Source organism: Shewanella sp. UCD-KL12, from assembly GCF_001957125.1.
In the GTDB taxonomy this organism is placed as follows: Bacteria; Pseudomonadota; Gammaproteobacteria; order Enterobacterales; family Shewanellaceae; genus Shewanella.
This window is the reverse complement of sequence record NZ_MPHJ01000001.1, coordinates 558,355-574,284: the sequence shown is the minus strand read 5'-3', so window position 1 is coordinate 574,284 and position 15,930 is coordinate 558,355. Positions and strand designations below refer to the sequence as shown.

The 15,930-nt window shown below is 42.5% G+C and carries 15 protein-coding genes and 2 pseudogenes; 6 read left to right on the top strand and 11 right to left on the bottom strand.

Features of this window, described 5'->3' with window-relative positions; all coding sequences use genetic code 11:
• Positions 1-4: 4 nt before the first annotated feature.
• The 8 genes from rseP to rpsB all read right to left on the bottom strand — a co-directional run bounded on the left by rseP (position 5) and on the right by rpsB (position 7,522).
• Positions 5-1,378: a sigma E protease regulator RseP gene (gene rseP, locus BM736_RS02460; RefSeq protein WP_076408182.1), complete on the bottom strand. Its 1,374-nt coding sequence runs from the start codon at positions 1,376-1,378 to the stop codon at positions 5-7.
• An 18-nt stretch (positions 1,379-1,396) separates the two neighbouring features.
• Positions 1,397-2,584: a 1-deoxy-D-xylulose-5-phosphate reductoisomerase gene (ispC, locus tag BM736_RS02455; protein WP_076408179.1), complete on the bottom strand. Its 1,188-nt coding sequence runs from the start codon at positions 2,582-2,584 to the stop codon at positions 1,397-1,399.
• Between the two features lie 4 nt (positions 2,585-2,588).
• Positions 2,589-3,446 carry a phosphatidate cytidylyltransferase gene (locus BM736_RS02450; RefSeq protein ID WP_076408177.1) on the bottom strand — a complete coding sequence of 286 codons (858 nt, stop codon included), beginning with the start codon at positions 3,444-3,446 and terminating at the stop codon, positions 2,589-2,591.
• Between the two features lie 21 nt (positions 3,447-3,467).
• On the bottom strand, positions 3,468-4,259 hold the full coding sequence (uppS, locus tag BM736_RS02445; protein ID WP_076408174.1) for a polyprenyl diphosphate synthase: 792 nt from the start codon (positions 4,257-4,259) through the stop codon (positions 3,468-3,470).
• 79 nt (positions 4,260-4,338) lie between these two features.
• Positions 4,339-4,896: a ribosome recycling factor gene (gene frr, locus BM736_RS02440; RefSeq protein ID WP_076408172.1), complete on the bottom strand. Its 558-nt coding sequence runs from the start codon at positions 4,894-4,896 to the stop codon at positions 4,339-4,341.
• A 96-nt stretch (positions 4,897-4,992) separates the two neighbouring features.
• Positions 4,993-5,736, bottom strand: coding sequence for a UMP kinase (gene pyrH / locus BM736_RS02435; RefSeq protein WP_076408168.1), 744 nt, complete (start codon positions 5,734-5,736; stop codon positions 4,993-4,995).
• 89 nt (positions 5,737-5,825) lie between these two features.
• Positions 5,826-6,674: a translation elongation factor Ts gene (gene tsf, locus BM736_RS02430; RefSeq protein ID WP_076408166.1), complete on the bottom strand. Its 849-nt coding sequence runs from the start codon at positions 6,672-6,674 to the stop codon at positions 5,826-5,828.
• A 119-nt stretch (positions 6,675-6,793) separates the two neighbouring features.
• Entirely contained in the window at positions 6,794-7,522 is a 729-nt protein-coding gene (rpsB, locus tag BM736_RS02425) for a 30S ribosomal protein S2 (RefSeq protein WP_076408163.1), read from the bottom strand.
• A 337-nt stretch (positions 7,523-7,859) separates the two neighbouring features.
• Here rpsB and map point away from each other — a divergent pair, with 337 nt between their 5' ends.
• The 6 genes and pseudogenes from map to BM736_RS02405 all read left to right on the top strand — a co-directional run bounded on the left by map (position 7,860) and on the right by BM736_RS02405 (position 12,833).
• A complete protein-coding gene (gene map / locus BM736_RS02420; RefSeq protein WP_076408160.1) occupies positions 7,860-8,657 on the top strand; it encodes a type I methionyl aminopeptidase in 798 nt (265 codons plus the stop codon).
• Positions 8,658-8,763: 106 nt separating this feature from the next.
• Complete coding sequence (glnD, locus tag BM736_RS02415; RefSeq protein WP_076408157.1) at positions 8,764-11,337, top strand: bifunctional uridylyltransferase/uridylyl-removing protein GlnD; 2,574 nt, start codon at positions 8,764-8,766, stop codon at positions 11,335-11,337.
• Positions 11,338-11,382: 45 nt separating this feature from the next.
• Positions 11,383-11,532: pseudogene (dapD, locus tag BM736_RS25530) on the top strand (2,3,4,5-tetrahydropyridine-2,6-dicarboxylate N-succinyltransferase); the annotation flags it as partial.
• A 4-nt stretch (positions 11,533-11,536) separates the two neighbouring features.
• Positions 11,537-11,677: pseudogene (gene dapD / locus BM736_RS25525) on the top strand (2,3,4,5-tetrahydropyridine-2,6-dicarboxylate N-succinyltransferase); the annotation flags it as partial.
• A 216-nt stretch (positions 11,678-11,893) separates the two neighbouring features.
• Positions 11,894-12,238 (top strand): DUF3718 domain-containing protein, encoded by a 345-nt coding sequence (locus tag BM736_RS02410; RefSeq protein WP_076408155.1) that lies wholly within the window; start codon positions 11,894-11,896, stop codon positions 12,236-12,238.
• Positions 12,239-12,497: 259 nt separating this feature from the next.
• The gene (locus tag BM736_RS02405) at positions 12,498-12,833 is read left to right on the top strand and encodes a DUF3718 domain-containing protein (RefSeq protein WP_076408153.1); all 336 of its coding nucleotides are present in this window, start codon (positions 12,498-12,500) and stop codon (positions 12,831-12,833) included.
• Between the two features lie 101 nt (positions 12,834-12,934).
• Here the strand turns inward: BM736_RS02405 and purU are convergent, their stop codons facing one another.
• From purU to BM736_RS02390, 3 genes are read right to left on the bottom strand one after another with little or no spacing between them, the layout of a single operon-like run.
• The gene (gene purU / locus BM736_RS02400) at positions 12,935-13,768 is read right to left on the bottom strand and encodes a formyltetrahydrofolate deformylase (RefSeq protein WP_076408150.1); all 834 of its coding nucleotides are present in this window, start codon (positions 13,766-13,768) and stop codon (positions 12,935-12,937) included.
• Between the two features lie 45 nt (positions 13,769-13,813).
• The gene (locus tag BM736_RS02395) at positions 13,814-15,283 is read right to left on the bottom strand and encodes a PTS transporter subunit EIIC (protein WP_076408148.1); all 1,470 of its coding nucleotides are present in this window, start codon (positions 15,281-15,283) and stop codon (positions 13,814-13,816) included.
• A complete protein-coding gene (locus tag BM736_RS02390) occupies positions 15,235-15,699 on the bottom strand; it encodes a flavodoxin (protein ID WP_076408146.1) in 465 nt (154 codons plus the stop codon). Before BM736_RS02390 ends, BM736_RS02395 begins: the two co-directional genes overlap by 49 nt.
• Positions 15,700-15,930: the final 231 nt, after the last annotated feature.

Below are 15,930 nucleotides of genomic sequence, written 5' to 3'. Positions count from 1 at the left end.
TTGCTCAGAGTCGGGAGAAATCGTTGAAAAGCGCTACACTCATCAACATCAGCAGCATAGCTGCCCCAAATCTGAATCCAATTTCCTGTACCTTCTCCGGTACAGGCCTTCCTGTGATCACTTCTATGAAGTAATACATCAGGTGTCCCCCATCAAGCACTGGCAAAGGCAGTAAATTAATAATGCCTAAGTTAACACTGATTAATGCAAGAAAACCTAAAAAGTAAACCAAACCGTAATTCGCACTACTACCCGCACCTTGTGCAATCGATATTGGTCCACTTAAATTTTTAACAGACAAGTCACCTGTGATTAACTTGCCAATCATCTTAAAGCTCACAGCGATAAGTTGCCATGTTTTATCTGCAGCAACAACAAATGAGTCTAAAACACCATACTCAAGCTGCAATTGCATATTCTCTGGCCACTGTGCTTGTGTTGGGGCAACACCTATCACTCCTTCAACTTGACCCTGTTGATTTTTTCGTTCAGCGGGATAGACCTTGTACTCAAGTTGCTCGCCTTCTCGGCGAACAGTAATCGAGATTGCCTTATTGGCTGAGGCCTTGACCTTATCAACAAATTGGTCCCAATCATCATAAGCGATACCATCGACAGCAACTAAGGTATCACCTACCTCTATGCCAGCAGCGGCAGCGGCGCCATCAGCACTGACAAGCCCTAATACAGGCGTAATTTCAGGTCTGAATGTCTCAAGCCCAAGAGAAGTAATAGGAGACTCTTTATCTGGATCAAATTTCCATTCACGAGTATCTAAGGTGTAACTTCTACCTTGCCCTGTTGAAACAGTATCACTATATTTCAGTGGTGTAAGCGTAATATCAATACTAGGCTCACCTATCTCACCCACCAAGGCGTAAGTCACCTCTTCCCAGTTTTTTACTGGCTTACCTTCGACAGACGTTATTAGCATAGGTTCATTAATTTGAACTTGAGCCGCAGGTGAGTTTAATCGTGTTGAATCAATAACAGGCTTGATTGATGGCACGCCAATCAGGTACATGGCATAAAGCGCAACAATAGCAAATAGGAAGTTAGCTAAAGGTCCTGCAGCAACAATCGCTATCCGCTGCCAGACATTCTTACGGTTAAATGCTTGCTCTTTAAACTCTTCAGGTACCTCTTCGACTCTTTCGTCAAGCATTTTGACGTATCCGCCAAGCGGGATCATAGCTAAAACATATTCGGTGCCATCTTTACCTTCACGGCGCCAGATAGCTTTACCAAAACCAATAGAAAAGCGCTCAACCTTTACACCACATCGTCTAGCCACCCAAAAATGACCATACTCATGAGCAGCAATTAAGATGCCTAAGGCTATTACAAAAGAACCTAAGTTCCATAAAAAGTCGATCATTACCATCCTATTAGGTCGTTAAGCCTTTGCAACCATCTCTAATGCGTATCTACGCGATTGGTTATCCAAAGCAATAATATCATCAATACTTCCAAGGGAAGTCACAGGAACATAATTTAAGCATGCTTCATTAATTTTAGATATATCAGTGAACTTTAACTTGTTTTGCAAAAATGCTGCAACCGATATCTCATTTGCAGCATTGAGTACTGTTGTTGCTTCCTGCCCTTGGGCACATGCCTCAATAGCTAAAGATAAACAGGGGAAGCGATTGAAGTCTGGTTCTAAGAAACTAAGTTGTCCGACTGTAAAAAAGTCTAAAGGTTCAACACCTGAGCGGATTCTTTCTGGAAATGACATGCAATGAGCTATCGGTGTACGCATATCAGGGTTACCCAATTGCGCAATAACTGAGCCATCTTTGTATTGAACCATTGAGTGAATAACACTCTGTGGGTGAATAACAACCTTAAGCTGCTCACGCTTTGCGTTAAATAACCAACGAGCCTCTATATATTCGAGGCCCTTATTCATCATACTGGCCGAATCCACTGAGATTTTCTGCCCCATAGACCAGTTAGGATGTTTACAAGCCTGTGCTGGTGTCATCGAGCTTAGGGAATCGAGAGGAGAGTTAAGAAACGGCCCACCTGACCCCGTCAATAAGATATGTGAAATGCCTGCACTTTCAAGCTCGCAAAAACCAATATTCTGTTGAACTGAATCAGGCAAAGCTTGAAAAATAGCGTTATGTTCACTGTCAACGGGCAGTACTTGTGCACCTGATGCCTGCATTGCATCAATAAACAGTCGACCAGACATCACTAGCGACTCTTTATTGGCCAGTAGCACTCTTTTACCCGCTTTAACTGCGGCAAGAGTTGGTAACAAGCCTGCTGCGCCGACAATAGCAGCCATAACCGTATCAACGTTCGCCGAAGAAACAAGATCAAACAACTGGTCTTCACCAGTCGTCACTTCTACGTTAAGCGTTGCTGGTAATCGCTGTTTAAGCTCAGTTGCAGCCTTGGCATCGACCATATGAGCCACTTCAGGCTTATGTGTTAAGCACAGAGACAACATCTTGTCGACGTTGGTATTAGCGACTAACGCATAAGCTGAAAACGACTCAGGGTTTTTAGCAATGACACTTAATGTACTTGCTCCAATTGACCCAGTAGCGCCAAGAATGACCATTTTTTGCATCAGATTACATCCAAAATGCGATATAGATAAGCGTAAATACAGGAAGTGCAGCGGTCAGGCTATCGATCCTATCGAGAACCCCACCGTGCCCAGGTAAAATAGTACCTGAATCTTTAATATCAGCGACGCGCTTAAACATACTTTCTGAGAGGTCGCCAACAGCAGATACTAGTGCGATGAAGAGGGTTACGGCAATAACTAAACCTAACTCCTGTTCAGGAGAAACACTCATCACTCCAGCCACTACAATCATGCTAGTCAATAAGCCTCCAACTAAGCCCTCAATCGTTTTGGCAGGGCTGACGTTTGGCATAAGTTTTGTGCGGCCTAACGCTTTGCCTGCAAAGTAAGCACCACTATCAGTCGCCCAAACCACAAGCATAACCAAGAAAATCAGTGTGCCCCCATACGAAGGTTCAGCTTGTGAGCTTAGCCCTTTTAATACAATGAGTGCTGCAAAACAGGGGATCAAGGTTAACTGACCGAACATCGACTTAAACATATGGCTCTTTTGCCACATTGCCGAACTTTTTGGAAAAGTGATCACTAAGAGTAGCGAGATGGCCCACCACAACGCACCAATCAGGATAATGGCTAACAATACCGGATGAAGATGGCCTTTAAACCAAAGCTCATCGCTTGGTACAAAAAGGTTTAATGCCACCAAAAGCACACCGATAGTGATAGTAAAACTCCACTGCGTTATTTGGCAGCGCTTATCAATTATCTGTCCCCACTCCTTGGCTGCAATAAGGAATACAGGGATCAATGCCCATGAAAAGTATTCCGTAGGGAGCCAAAACACAGCCCCCAAAACCAAGGGGATTAACCATATTGCTGTTATTATTCGTTGTTTTAGCAAAACTATCCCTCAAAAAAATTATTACTCAGACTGCATCGACTCTATCTGACAGCCAGTCAAACCAAATCGTCTTTGACGAGACGCAAAAACAGCAATCGCATGTTTAAATGCACTCTCATCAAAATCAGGCCACAAGGTATCGGTAAATACTAGCTCAGCGTAAGCAGCCTGCCAAAGCACAAAGTTACTGATTCGGTAATCGCCGCCAGTACGTATCATTAAATCAACTTCAGGCTGGTTTTGCATGCATAAATGCTCACTTATAGCCTCTTCGGTAAACTGACTGCTGTTCATTTCACCGTTTTCTACTTTTTTAGCTAATGTTTGTGCAGCTTGCATGATATCCCAACGCCCACCGTAGTTGGCTGCGACGTTTAAGATGAGATCTGAATTACCGGCAGTTTTTTGTTCTGCTGCCGCAATTTGCTTTTGTAGGCGCTCTGAGAATCGACTGATGTCACCTATAATATTAAGCCTAACGCCATTCTTATAAAGCAGTTTTATTTCGCGCTGAAGCACGGTAAAAAACAGCTCCATCAATAAGGTGACCTCTTTATCGGGTCGACGCCAGTTTTCACTTGAAAAAGCAAACAATGTTAAGGATTCAATGCCCATGTCTCTGGCAGTGCTGACAGCACGTCTAACGGTCTTAACACCAGCCTTATGCCCCATAACTCTAGGTTTCCCCTGAGCTTGGGCCCAACGCCCATTACCATCCATAATGATAGCAACATGTTTTGGTGTTGACTGTTTAACAAGCTCAGCTATCTCCTCAGAGGAAAAATCTGTGCTCGACTGCGAACCGATTGACATCTATTACAACCCTTAAAATAGCAAACGCCGTGTAGTATACCGCTACACGGCGTCTGAACTCTAGTTTCTTCGCTCGAGATTAGACTTCCATCAACTCTGCTTCTTTTGCAGACAAGATCTCATCAATCTGCTTGATATGAGCATCAGTAAACTTCTGAACTTCATCTTCAGTACGGTGCACATCATCAGTCGTACACTCTTTCTCTTTCTCAAGATCTTTAACATCTGAGTTAGCATCACGACGAACGTTACGAACCGCAACACGGCCGTTTTCAGCTTCAGCACGTACAACCTTAATAAGGTCCTTACGACGCTCTTCGGTAAGCGCTGGAAGTGGAATGCGGATAATTGCGCCAGCAGACATAGGGTTCAGACCTAAGTCCGAAGTCATAATGGCTTTTTCAACAGCTTGAATCATAGTGCTATCAAAAACTGAAATAGCAAGAGTACGAGAATCTTCAATTGAAACGTTACCCACCTGCTTAAGCGGGGTAAGAGAGCCGTAGTAAGACACCTTAATAGAGTCTAAAAGACTTGGGTGAGCTCGACCTGTACGCACTTTAGCCATTTGAGTTTTAGTGGCTTCTACACATTTAGCCATACGTGTTTGAGCATCAGTTTTGATTTCGTTTATCACGTTAAATATCCTTTCAATGAATCACTAAATTCTTAATCATAGGTACTGCCAGTCGTACATCGCTATGTACTCGTTATTGACTGGATATTACAGCATTTATTGCTCTGGTGCTGTAGAACTCTTAATCATTGTACCTTCCTGTTCACCCATTATGACACGACGTAGGGCACCAGGCTTATTCATGTTAAATACCAATAAAGGCATATCGTGATCTCTCGCCATCGTAAACGCAGCAAGATCCATCACTTTTAATTCTTTTTCAAGTACTTCATCGTAACCCATTTCATCATATTTTACTGCATCTGGGTTTTTAACAGGATCATCAGAATAGACACCGTCTACCTTAGTCCCTTTGATTACGACTTCAGCCTCAATCTCGATTCCACGCAGACATGCTGCTGAATCAGTAGTACAGAAAGGGTTACCCGTTCCTGCGGCAAAAATTACAACACGGCCAGACTTTAGCAAACTAATTGCTTCAGCCCAATTGTAATCGTCACATACGCCCTTTAATGGGATCGCAGACATCAATCTTGCATTCACATATGCACGGTGTAGCGCATCACGCATCGCGAGGCCATTCATCACTGTCGCAAGCATACCCATATGGTCGCCAACAACACGATTCATACCAGCTTGTGCCAGTCCTTCTCCGCGAAATAGATTACCACCACCGATAACCACACCTACCTGAATGCCAAGCTCAACCAGTTCTTTAATCTCCTGAGCCATACGATCTAATACTTTAGGATCGATACCAAAGCCTTCTTCGCCCATTAGGGCTTCACCACTAAGCTTTAGAAGAATACGTCGAAATGCAGGTTTAGGATTCGTGCTCATTTTTATAGTCCTGATGTTTTGCCGATAGGTAAAATATACAATAAGACCGCAGCAAAGGCCGCGGTCTTAGATGTGCTTACAAAAGGAGATTAAGCCTTAGTAGCAGCGATTTGTGCAGCAACTTCTGCAGCAAAATCTTCTTCTTTCTTCGCGATACCTTCGCCAACTTCTAAACGAACGAAGTTTGAAACAGTAGCGTTTTTCTCTTTAAGAACTGCACCAACAGTTTTCTTAGGCTCCATGATGTAAGCTTGGCCAGTAAGAGAGATCTCACCAGTAAACTTCTTCATGCGACCAAGAACCATCTTCTTAGCAATCTCTTCAGGCTTGCCTTCGTTCATAGCGATTTCGATCTGAAGTGCTTCTTCTTTTGCAACAAGATCAGCAGGAACATCTTCAGGGTTAACGAACTCAGGCTTAGAAGCAGCAACGTGCATTGCAACGTGCTTTAGCGTTTCTTCATCAGCTTCACCGGCAACAACAACACCGATACGCTCACCGTGACGGTAAGAAGAAAGGTTTGCACCATCGATGTACTCAACGCGACGAACGTTGATGTTTTCACCAATCTTAGCAACTAGAGCAACACGAGTTTCTTCAAACTGTGCTTTAAGATCTTCAATCGTCACTTTAGACGCAGAAGCAACATCTAGTACTGAGTTAGCGAATGCTAGGAAGCTTGCATCTTTAGCAACGAAGTCTGTTTGACAGTTAACTTCTAGAAGCGCAGCGAAACCTTCGCCATTCTTGATAAGGATAGTACCTTCAGCAGCGATGTTACCCGCTTTTTTAGCAGCCTTTGCAGCACCGCTCTTACGCATGTTATCAATTGCTAGCTCGATGTCACCAGCAGTTTCAGTCAATGCTTTTTTACAGTCCATCATGCCAGCGCCAGTGCGGTCACGAAGTTCTTTAACTTGGGCAGCAGTAATTGCCATTGTTAAATCCTCTACAGATAATTCTACAAATTCGTTTGATATAAAACAGGGGCCGAAGGCCCCTGCTCACCAATCAAGTATCTTGGTTAATGAGGGGGGATGACATTCATCCGCCCAAATTATTCAGCTTCTACGAAACCGTCTTGCTCAGCTTGTACAGCTAGGTCTTGACCACGGCCAGCTTTAGCGGCAGCAGCAACAGACTCAGTGTATAAACGGATAGAACGCATCGCATCATCATTGCCAGGAATGATGTAGTTGATGCCGTCTGGAGACGAGTTAGTATCAACAACAGCTACAACTGGAATACCTAGGTTGTTAGCTTCTTTAACAGCAATATGCTCATGGTCAGCACCGATAACGAAGATAACGTCAGGTAGGCCGCCCATGTTCTTGATTCCACCAAGAGACTTTTCTAGCTTCTCAAGCTCACGAGTACGCATAAGCGCTTCTTTCTTTGTAAGCTTGTCGAAAGTACCGTCTACAGACTGGCTTTCAAGGTCTTTAAGACGCTTGATTGATTGACGAACTGTTTTCCAGTTAGTCAACATACCACCTAACCAGCGGTGATCAACGTAGTACTGATCACAAGAGATAGCAGATTCTTTGATAGCTTCGCTTGCAGCACGCTTAGTACCAACAAAAAGAACTTTACCTTTCTTTGATGCAACATTGCTGATGAAAGCAAGTGCTTCATTGAACATAGGCACAGTGTGCTCTAGGTTGATGATGTGAACACCATTACGAGCGCCGAAGATGAAAGGCTTCATCTTTGGGTTCCAGTAACGAGTCTGGTGACCGAAGTGAACACCGGCTTGTAGCATGTCGCGCATTGAAACTGTAGTCATTTTATTACCTTAAATAATTAGGGGTTAGACCTCCACGTATCCCATATCTCCGACCTAATTAGGCACCCCGGAGAATGTGTCGACACGTGTGTGATTTAGTATTTTAAAGTTTGCCATGTATAATGGCCGCCATCTAAGCTCTAAGCTCTTTTATTTTTACTCGAGCCTCTATCATGTTGATAAAGTGTTTCTTCGTAAAAGCTCCAGAGTCTATAGAGTCAAACACAACGGCGCGCTTTATACCATATTACCAGCGCAAACACAAATTTTAGTGATGAATTTGCACAAAAAATAGCAAGCAGATTCCTCAATAATTGAGACAAAAGAGATAGCCTAAATGAGTATAGTGATAAAGACAGCTGAAGAGATCGAGAAGATGCGCGCCGCAGGTAAGCTTGCAGCTCAGGTTTTAGAGATGATTGCTCCCTTTGTAAAGGTAGGAGTGAGCACCGATGAGCTTAATGATATCTGCGCAAAATTTACCGCCGAGAATGACGCTATTTCAGCCCCTCTGAATTATCACGGATTTCCGAAATCAATTTGTACTTCAATCAACGAAGTCATCTGCCATGGTATTCCTAGCGGCCGTAAATTGAAGGATGGCGATATCATCAACATAGATATCACAGTCATTAAAGATGGCTACCATGGTGATACCTCAAAAATGTTTCTCATTGGTGATGTAAGTGCCAAAGATATGCGTCTTTGCCGTATCGCCCAAGAAAGCCTTTATGCCAGTATCCGTAAGGTCCGCCCAGGAATGAAGCTTGGCGAGATTGGCACTATTGTTGAGAAATTTGTAAAAACTAAAAAGACGGGTCTTGAGAAGTACAGCATAGTTAAAGATTACTGTGGACATGGTATTGGCGCAGGTTTCCATGAAGAGCCACAAGTCATGCACTACAAAAATAGCGATAAGACAGTCCTACGCCCTGGCATGTGCTTCACTATTGAGCCAATGATCAATGCGGGTCGCCATACTTGCATATTAGATAAAGAAGATAACTGGACAGTGACAACTTCTGATGGTAAAAAATCAGCTCAGTGGGAGCATACTTTGCTCGTTACTAAAACAGGCGTAGAAGTGTTAACTCTTCGTGCTGAAGAAGACTTCCCAAGAGCTATTAACCATTAAGCACTTAGAGTGTAATTAAACTCTGGCTTAGTGACTGCATTCTGTGGGCAATGATACTAGCCAATCTACAACAGTAGGTTGGTTTCATTTTGTATAAAGGATCACAATGACCACAGAATCAGCTCGACTCGCGAAAGCATCCCTTCTTGCTCAAAACCATGACCTCTTAGCTCGATTTCGCCAAGAAACATCGATTCAAAACCTCGTCGCTGAACGCAGTCAATTTGTTGATGGATTACTTCAACAACAATGGCAATCCTACGAGCTCGAGCAGTTTCCCATCGCGCTGATTGCTGTTGGTGGATATGGGCGGGGAGAGCTTCACCCACAATCTGATGTCGACCTCCTCTTCTTAAGTGAAGATGAGCCCTGCCCTGCTGCAGAAAAAGCATTAAGTGCATACATTGCATTTTTGTGGGATGCGGGATTAGAAGTTGGCCATAGTTTTCGCAGCATTAAACAGACGCTGGATCAGGGAAAAGCAGATGTCACCATAGCAACCAATCTGCTTGAATCGCGACTGCTTTGCGGCCCTAACAACCTGTATCAAGCCCTTTACAGCGCTATCCGCCAAGATGATTTCTGGCCAGCTGATAAATTCTACCTCGCTAAAAGAGATGAACAGCTCGCTCGTCATGCCAAAGCTAATGCCTTTGATCTTGAACCTAACCTAAAAACTTGTCCGGGGGGCCTAAGGGATATACATACCGTTGCTTGGGTCGCTATGCGATATTTCGATGCATCAAAAGCCGAAGATCTTGTTGCTCATGGTTTTCTTGAATCGGATGAGCTAGAAGAACTGCTGGAGTGTCAGTCATTTCTTTGGGAATTACGCTTTGCTCTGCACCTGATAGCTGGTCGTGATGAAAACCGTCTTCTGTTCGATCTTCAACGCCAAGTCGCAGATATTATGGGGTATGAAGATTCTACTCAACTCGGTGTTGAGCAGATGATGAAGCGTTATTACCGCACGGTTAGGCGAGTAATGGAGCTTAACCAAATGCTGCTACAGCATTTTAAAAGAGCCACTTTAGGCCACACCAAAGCATTGGCAATTACCCCTATCAATAGCCACTATCAGCTGCGTGGCACTTTTATTGAATCTTTGACAGTCAAGATGTTTGATAAGCCTGTAGAGATCATGAAGCTCTTTCTATTGGTTGCCAAAAACTCCAACATTAAAGGGATATATGCGCCAACATTAAGGGATTTACGAGAAGCAAGACGCGCGCTCACACAGCCCTTAATGGAGCAAGAAGACTGCAGAGAGGTATTCTTAGAGCTCCTCCGCCATCCGCGAGGAATAGCCTCTCTATCATTAATGCATAGACATGGGGTGTTATCAGCTTACCTGCCAGCTTGGCGGGATATTGAAGGTTTGATGCAGTTCGACCTTTTTCATGCTTATACCGTCGATGAGCACACTCACCGATTACTAAAAAATATTGACCGCTTCTCACAGCCTGAGCAAAAAGAGGAATTTCCCCTAGGATCAGTACTCATTAATCAGCTTCCGAAGAAAGGCTTACTAGTCTTAGCTGCTATTTTCCATGATATTGGTAAAGGACGCGGTGGCGATCATAGTAAGCTAGGTGCAATTGATGCACTTAATTTCTGTAAGTTTCATGGACTCAATAACCATGATGGTAGACTCGTCAGTTGGCTTGTTGAAAACCACTTGGTCATGTCTGTCACCGCTCAACGGCGTGATATCTCTGATCCAGATGTGGTGGCAGAGTTTGCTGAAAAAGTACGAGATGCCGTTCACTTAAGCTACCTTTATTGCCTAACCGTTGCTGATATCTGTGCAACCAACGAGAAAACCTGGAACAGTTGGAAAGGCTCGTTACTTCGAGATCTCTATTTTTCCACACAACGTGTATTAGCCAGAGGTAAAGAGAAGCCTGTTGATATTCGTGCCCGGGTTCGTGAGCATCAAGCTAAAGCCAAAAAAGAGCTACTAAGACGCGGAATAAAGGAAAAAAGCTTAGAGAGCTTATGGCAAAGGTTTAAAGCCGATTACTTTTTAAAGCATCAGCCCAACCAAATTGCTTGGCATTCAGAAGCCATTCTCAAACATAAACAAAATGAGCCGCTCGTGCTGATCTCTAAGCATACCATTCGTGGAGGTACTGAACTTTTTGTCTATGGCTCAGATAAGCCTAAGTTATTTGCAACTGTGATGGCTGTACTTGATAACAAAAATATTAATGTTCATGACGCTAGCGTCATGACGTCTAAAGATGATTATGCACTCGATTCTTTTGTGATATTAGAGCAGGATGGTAGTCCTGTTTCTCAGATAGCACGCATTCAAGGGGTAAAAAAAGCATTAACTAAAGCCCTGAGTAAAGACACACCAAAATTGCCAAAATTTAGAAAAATACCTCGGCAGATGAAGCCATTTAAAGTGGCGACTCACGTGAGCTTTTTACCTTCACGCCGTCATGGAACCAGCATGATGGAGCTTATCACACTTGATAGCCCAGGCTTACTAGCAAAAATAGGTGAAACCCTTTATCGTTGCGATATTAAATTAATGGCAGCAAAAATTACCACCATTGGTGAAAGAGCTGAAGATTTCTTCATGTTGCAAAATGCTGATGGCGAACAACTCACCGAAGAGCAACAGCAAAACCTCAGTGAGAACTTAGTTCAAGCACTAAAACAAGCTGATTAATTTCAGCCTAATATAAGCAAGCTAAGGTTCATTCATAGGCAATAATATTGTGATGAAGGGACAATGGTTGGCACATAAGCGACAGTAGGTTCTTGCGCTCAAACAGGTAAAAATGTGTATTTATCTGGTGGTGTAGGCATTGGTGGCGTTCTAGAGCCGCTTCAAGCTAGCCCTACTATCATTGAATATAACTGTTCTAGCGGGCTCAGTTGTCGTTTTTGGTACCTTGCCTTCTAAGTGTGGTACTTACAACCGGTAAGCTGCCATCATAGTGAAAAAGGTTGATGCCAAAACCCGTGGTAAAGTTAGTATCAATGAACTATTGAGAATTGTAGACTAAACACCACAAAATTAAGACTCAAATGATATAAAACTCCCACCCCTTGTGGGAGTTTTTTTATGCCAACTCTAACAAATACACAAATTATTACTCAGTGAAACACTCTGATCCCATCTCTACATTTTGATACATATAACAGTGAAAACCACAAAGCAAAACGAGCCTAAACAGTCTTAAATCAGATCACCCCTGTAAGAATGATACACGGAGCAAATGATGAAAAAATTCCTCGTAATTGCAACCATAGCTTTAAGTCCCATGGCCTTCTCTGTTTCTGCAGCGATGTCTTCTCATATGGAGAACACGCTAGTTGCCGTATGTAAGGCCGGGGCCAGTAATAGCCTTTATCAATTTAGCCATACAATGAAAAGTTATAGAATAAAAAAACAGCGAATATTTCCCCGTTTAGTTTGTAATGGAGAAAGCTTCCATCAATTTGCTCTTAGTCACGGAGCAGATAAAACAGCGAAAAAGATCGCCCCCTACACTGTAGGTAAGGTCACGATTAAAGATATTGCTATGAATCATGATACCGATGAGTTGATTTACATCAATTATTAATATTTAAAACGTAGTACATAAGAAAGGGGAGCTATATTTAGTTCCCCTTTCTTATTAATGAACAAAAATAGAGATTAACAATATTATTAAATCCATTATTCATTCTCTATAAAACATACATTGTTACCTTTGGAAACCCACTGAAGCTTAAACAACACTCTGATACAGATAGCTACAATTGCTATACAGCTTTCCTAGTAAAAACTGGCTTTAATATAGACAGAACAAGCATGTTAATACTAAACGCTAGGAGCGACAGATGAAAAAAGTAATTACTTTAGCTGGACTTTTAATGACTTCACTCACTTTTAATGCCAGTGCAGCAATGGACCCTAAGTTAGAAAACACCTTGATAAGCGTTTGTAAAACAGCGCTTTCTGATAGTATTTATAGATTTAATAGCACGATGAATGAATACCGAATTGATAAAAAGAGAATATTCCCCAACCTAGTTTGTAACGGCGAGAGTTTCCATGACTTTGCCCTATCGAACGGTTCGATAAAAGTAGCCAAAAAAATTGCACCATATACTGAAGGCCGCACGTCAATTACCGATATTGCCATGAATAACACTAAGTATTCAGTAAACTTTTAACTGATACATTATTAACTTTAGGCTTTATTACGCTGAGGAGTAGAGGGAGCCAACCTCTACTCCCTGTTTTACAGCGAAGAGTTTTAGCTAAAAACGACTGCCTAGAACACCACTGTTTTATTCCCGTAAACAATCACCTCTTCGTGTAACACTAATTGAAGCGCCTTACTTAACACACTCTTTTCAACATCTCTTCCGTTTCTAGCTAAGTCTTCGGCGCTGAATGAGTGATCAACATGTATGACATCTTGCTTGATAATTGGCCCTTCATCGAGACAGTTATTAACAAAATGAGCTGTTGCTCCAATGATTTTAACGCCCCTCTCCCATGCCTGACGATAGGGTGATGCGCCAATAAATGCCGGTAAGAATGAGTGATGGATATTAATAATCCGATTAGGAAAATGTGCAACAAATTCAGGGGTTAGTATGCGCATAAACTTAGCTAAAACTAGGTAGTCAGGTGCGTAACTCTCAATCACATCCTCCATCAACTTTTCATGCTCTGGGCGACTAATACCTTGATGAGAAATAAAGTGAAACGGGATATCGAATTTATCGGCTAAAGGTTTTAACGAGTCATAATTTCCTACTATCGCCGCGATCTCAACATCTAACCCGCCATAATAGGCCTTCATCAAAATATCACCAAGACAGTGCGCCTCCTTCGTCACCATGATGACAACTCGCTTCTTACTCGTACTCACCAATTTCAGATGGCTTTCATGGGGAAGCACCTCATTGAGATCAGCCAAAATTTGCGGGTCATTAAAGTCGCCTTCAAGTTCGGTTCTCATATAGAAACGCCCCTGAGAGTTATCAACAAACTCACTATTTTTTATAATGTTAAGTCGATGATTAAAACAAACGCCCGTAATTTTTGTGATCAGTCCCTTCGCATCAGCACAATCGGTTATTAATACTTTTCTTTCCATTACTTTACCTCAATGTTTAAAACTACAAACGCTAGTGCTATGTGCTCAAGAGCGGGTATCCATATATCTTTGTAATAGCCGACGTAAACTTTCCGCTTTAGTACCATATACAAGCTGCACACCATTGCCAACAATCACCACACCTTTAGCACCAAGTTGCTCAAGCCTTAATTTATCAACAAGTTTTGGCTGCTTTACGCTCAACCTAAGCCGTGTCAGGCATGCGTTTAAATCTAATATATTATCACTACCACCTAACGCATTGATGATTGTCAGTAAGCTTGCTTTGGGTTGGTCTTCTCCCTCAACCCTTCCTGGTGTTTTAAGGTTAAACATCAATATCGAGCTGCGAAAAACGATGTAGTAAATAACAGCTGTAATTGGGCCTAAAATAAGAAACCATTCACTATTCTTGGCATTGCTTATCAGTAAAGTAAAATCAACAAGACCATGGGAAAATACAATGCTGTGATGAATATCAAGTGAGATACATACCGCATAGGCAAGTCCAGTCATTAAAGCGTGCAATAGAAACAGCAAGGGAGCGACAAACATGAAAGCAAACTCTATTGGCTCTGTAACCCCAGTTAGCCAACTTGCTGAAGCTGCAGATATCATAATGCCTGCCACTCGATTTCTTTGAGCTTTGTCTGCACAGCGCCATATAGCAATCGCAGCAGCAGGTAAGCCCCACATTTTAATCAAGTACCCTCCTGCTAAGTTGCCAGCAAGAGGATCACCAGCTAGATAACGTGCAACTTCCCCCCTTACGACCTCTCCCTCCTTGAGAAACTGCCCCATCTCTAAATAAAAAGGCGCATTCCAAATGTGATGTAAGCCTAAAGGGATTAATAACCTTTCCACCATGCCATAGAGTGCAAATGCTTGTGCTGGTTTTTGGTATACGACCCAATCAGAAAATCGCTCTATTTGATGAGATAGCGTGGGCCAAATTTGAATAACGAGATAAGAGAGTAATATACATAGGGGGATCATTAATAAAGGCGCACTTCTTCTCCCCTCAAAAAATGATAATACAGCAGGAAGCCTGACTTTTTCACTCTGCCTTACAGCCAAACACGTTACTGCGCCAACAAACATCCCCCCAGCAATTCCAGTGTCTATTGTCTCTATTCCCCACAACATTCTAGTCGGCAGGTGATAAACCTGCGCAAGCGCTGCCATACTGGACAGAAAAACGCTAAAACCGAATACGGCAGTAAAGGCCGCTATACCTTGATCTTTACAAAACCCTATCGATATAGCCACTGCAAATAGCATAGGCATCATAGAGAAAATCAGCTTGCCGACAGCAAGCATGACTAAAGATACAGCATCGGGAATAAAAGGCAGTGGATTAGTCGCTAAGCCAATCATGACTCCCGCTGCAGGTAATATAGCAATAGGGATAAGTAAGGACTGACTTAACCTTTGAGCAAATTTAAACCAATGTTGACTAATATATTTTAGGCAACGACTTCCATATCGATAAGCGCGTTCCAACTCTGCAGCCATGCTTTTGCTTCCACCTCGGGTTCCATAGTTTCACACGCATCAATCTTCAATAACTCACCAACTCGCTTAGCACCACACTCACTCAGCAAATCGTCAAATTGAACTCCGGCACCACAAAAGGTTTCATAACTTGAATCCCCTAAAGCGATCACACTGTACTTAAGTCCTGGAAGATAGGGCGCCTTATTTTTTAACATTTCAAACCAAGGTTGTATGTCTTCTGGGACATCACCTTGTCCAGTTGTTGAACAAATAACTAATAACAATTCATCTTCAGGAGGAATAAAGCCTTCAAGCTGTTCATTTAACAACAATGATACCTCTCTCCCCTCTTCAATCATCAGTGCTGATAAGGTCTCAGCAACAAACTGAGCATTACCATACACAGTTCCAAATACCAGATTCACTTTTTTCATGATTCAGATCGCCCTCTATCTAATTTCGATTTATACTTCAAACATACTTTATTGATAGCTTCATGCCAACTCATTCAGCTGAAACTTCAAGGGCCTTACTGATGCGTCACTCATGTAGACAGAGACATCTGAAACATGTACACCGATCCGCTCATATCAGAAGAATGTGCTATTTCAGAACCACTCAGAATGAAAAGTTTATCGCTGAAAAGAAAAAAAGTATGGATGTGA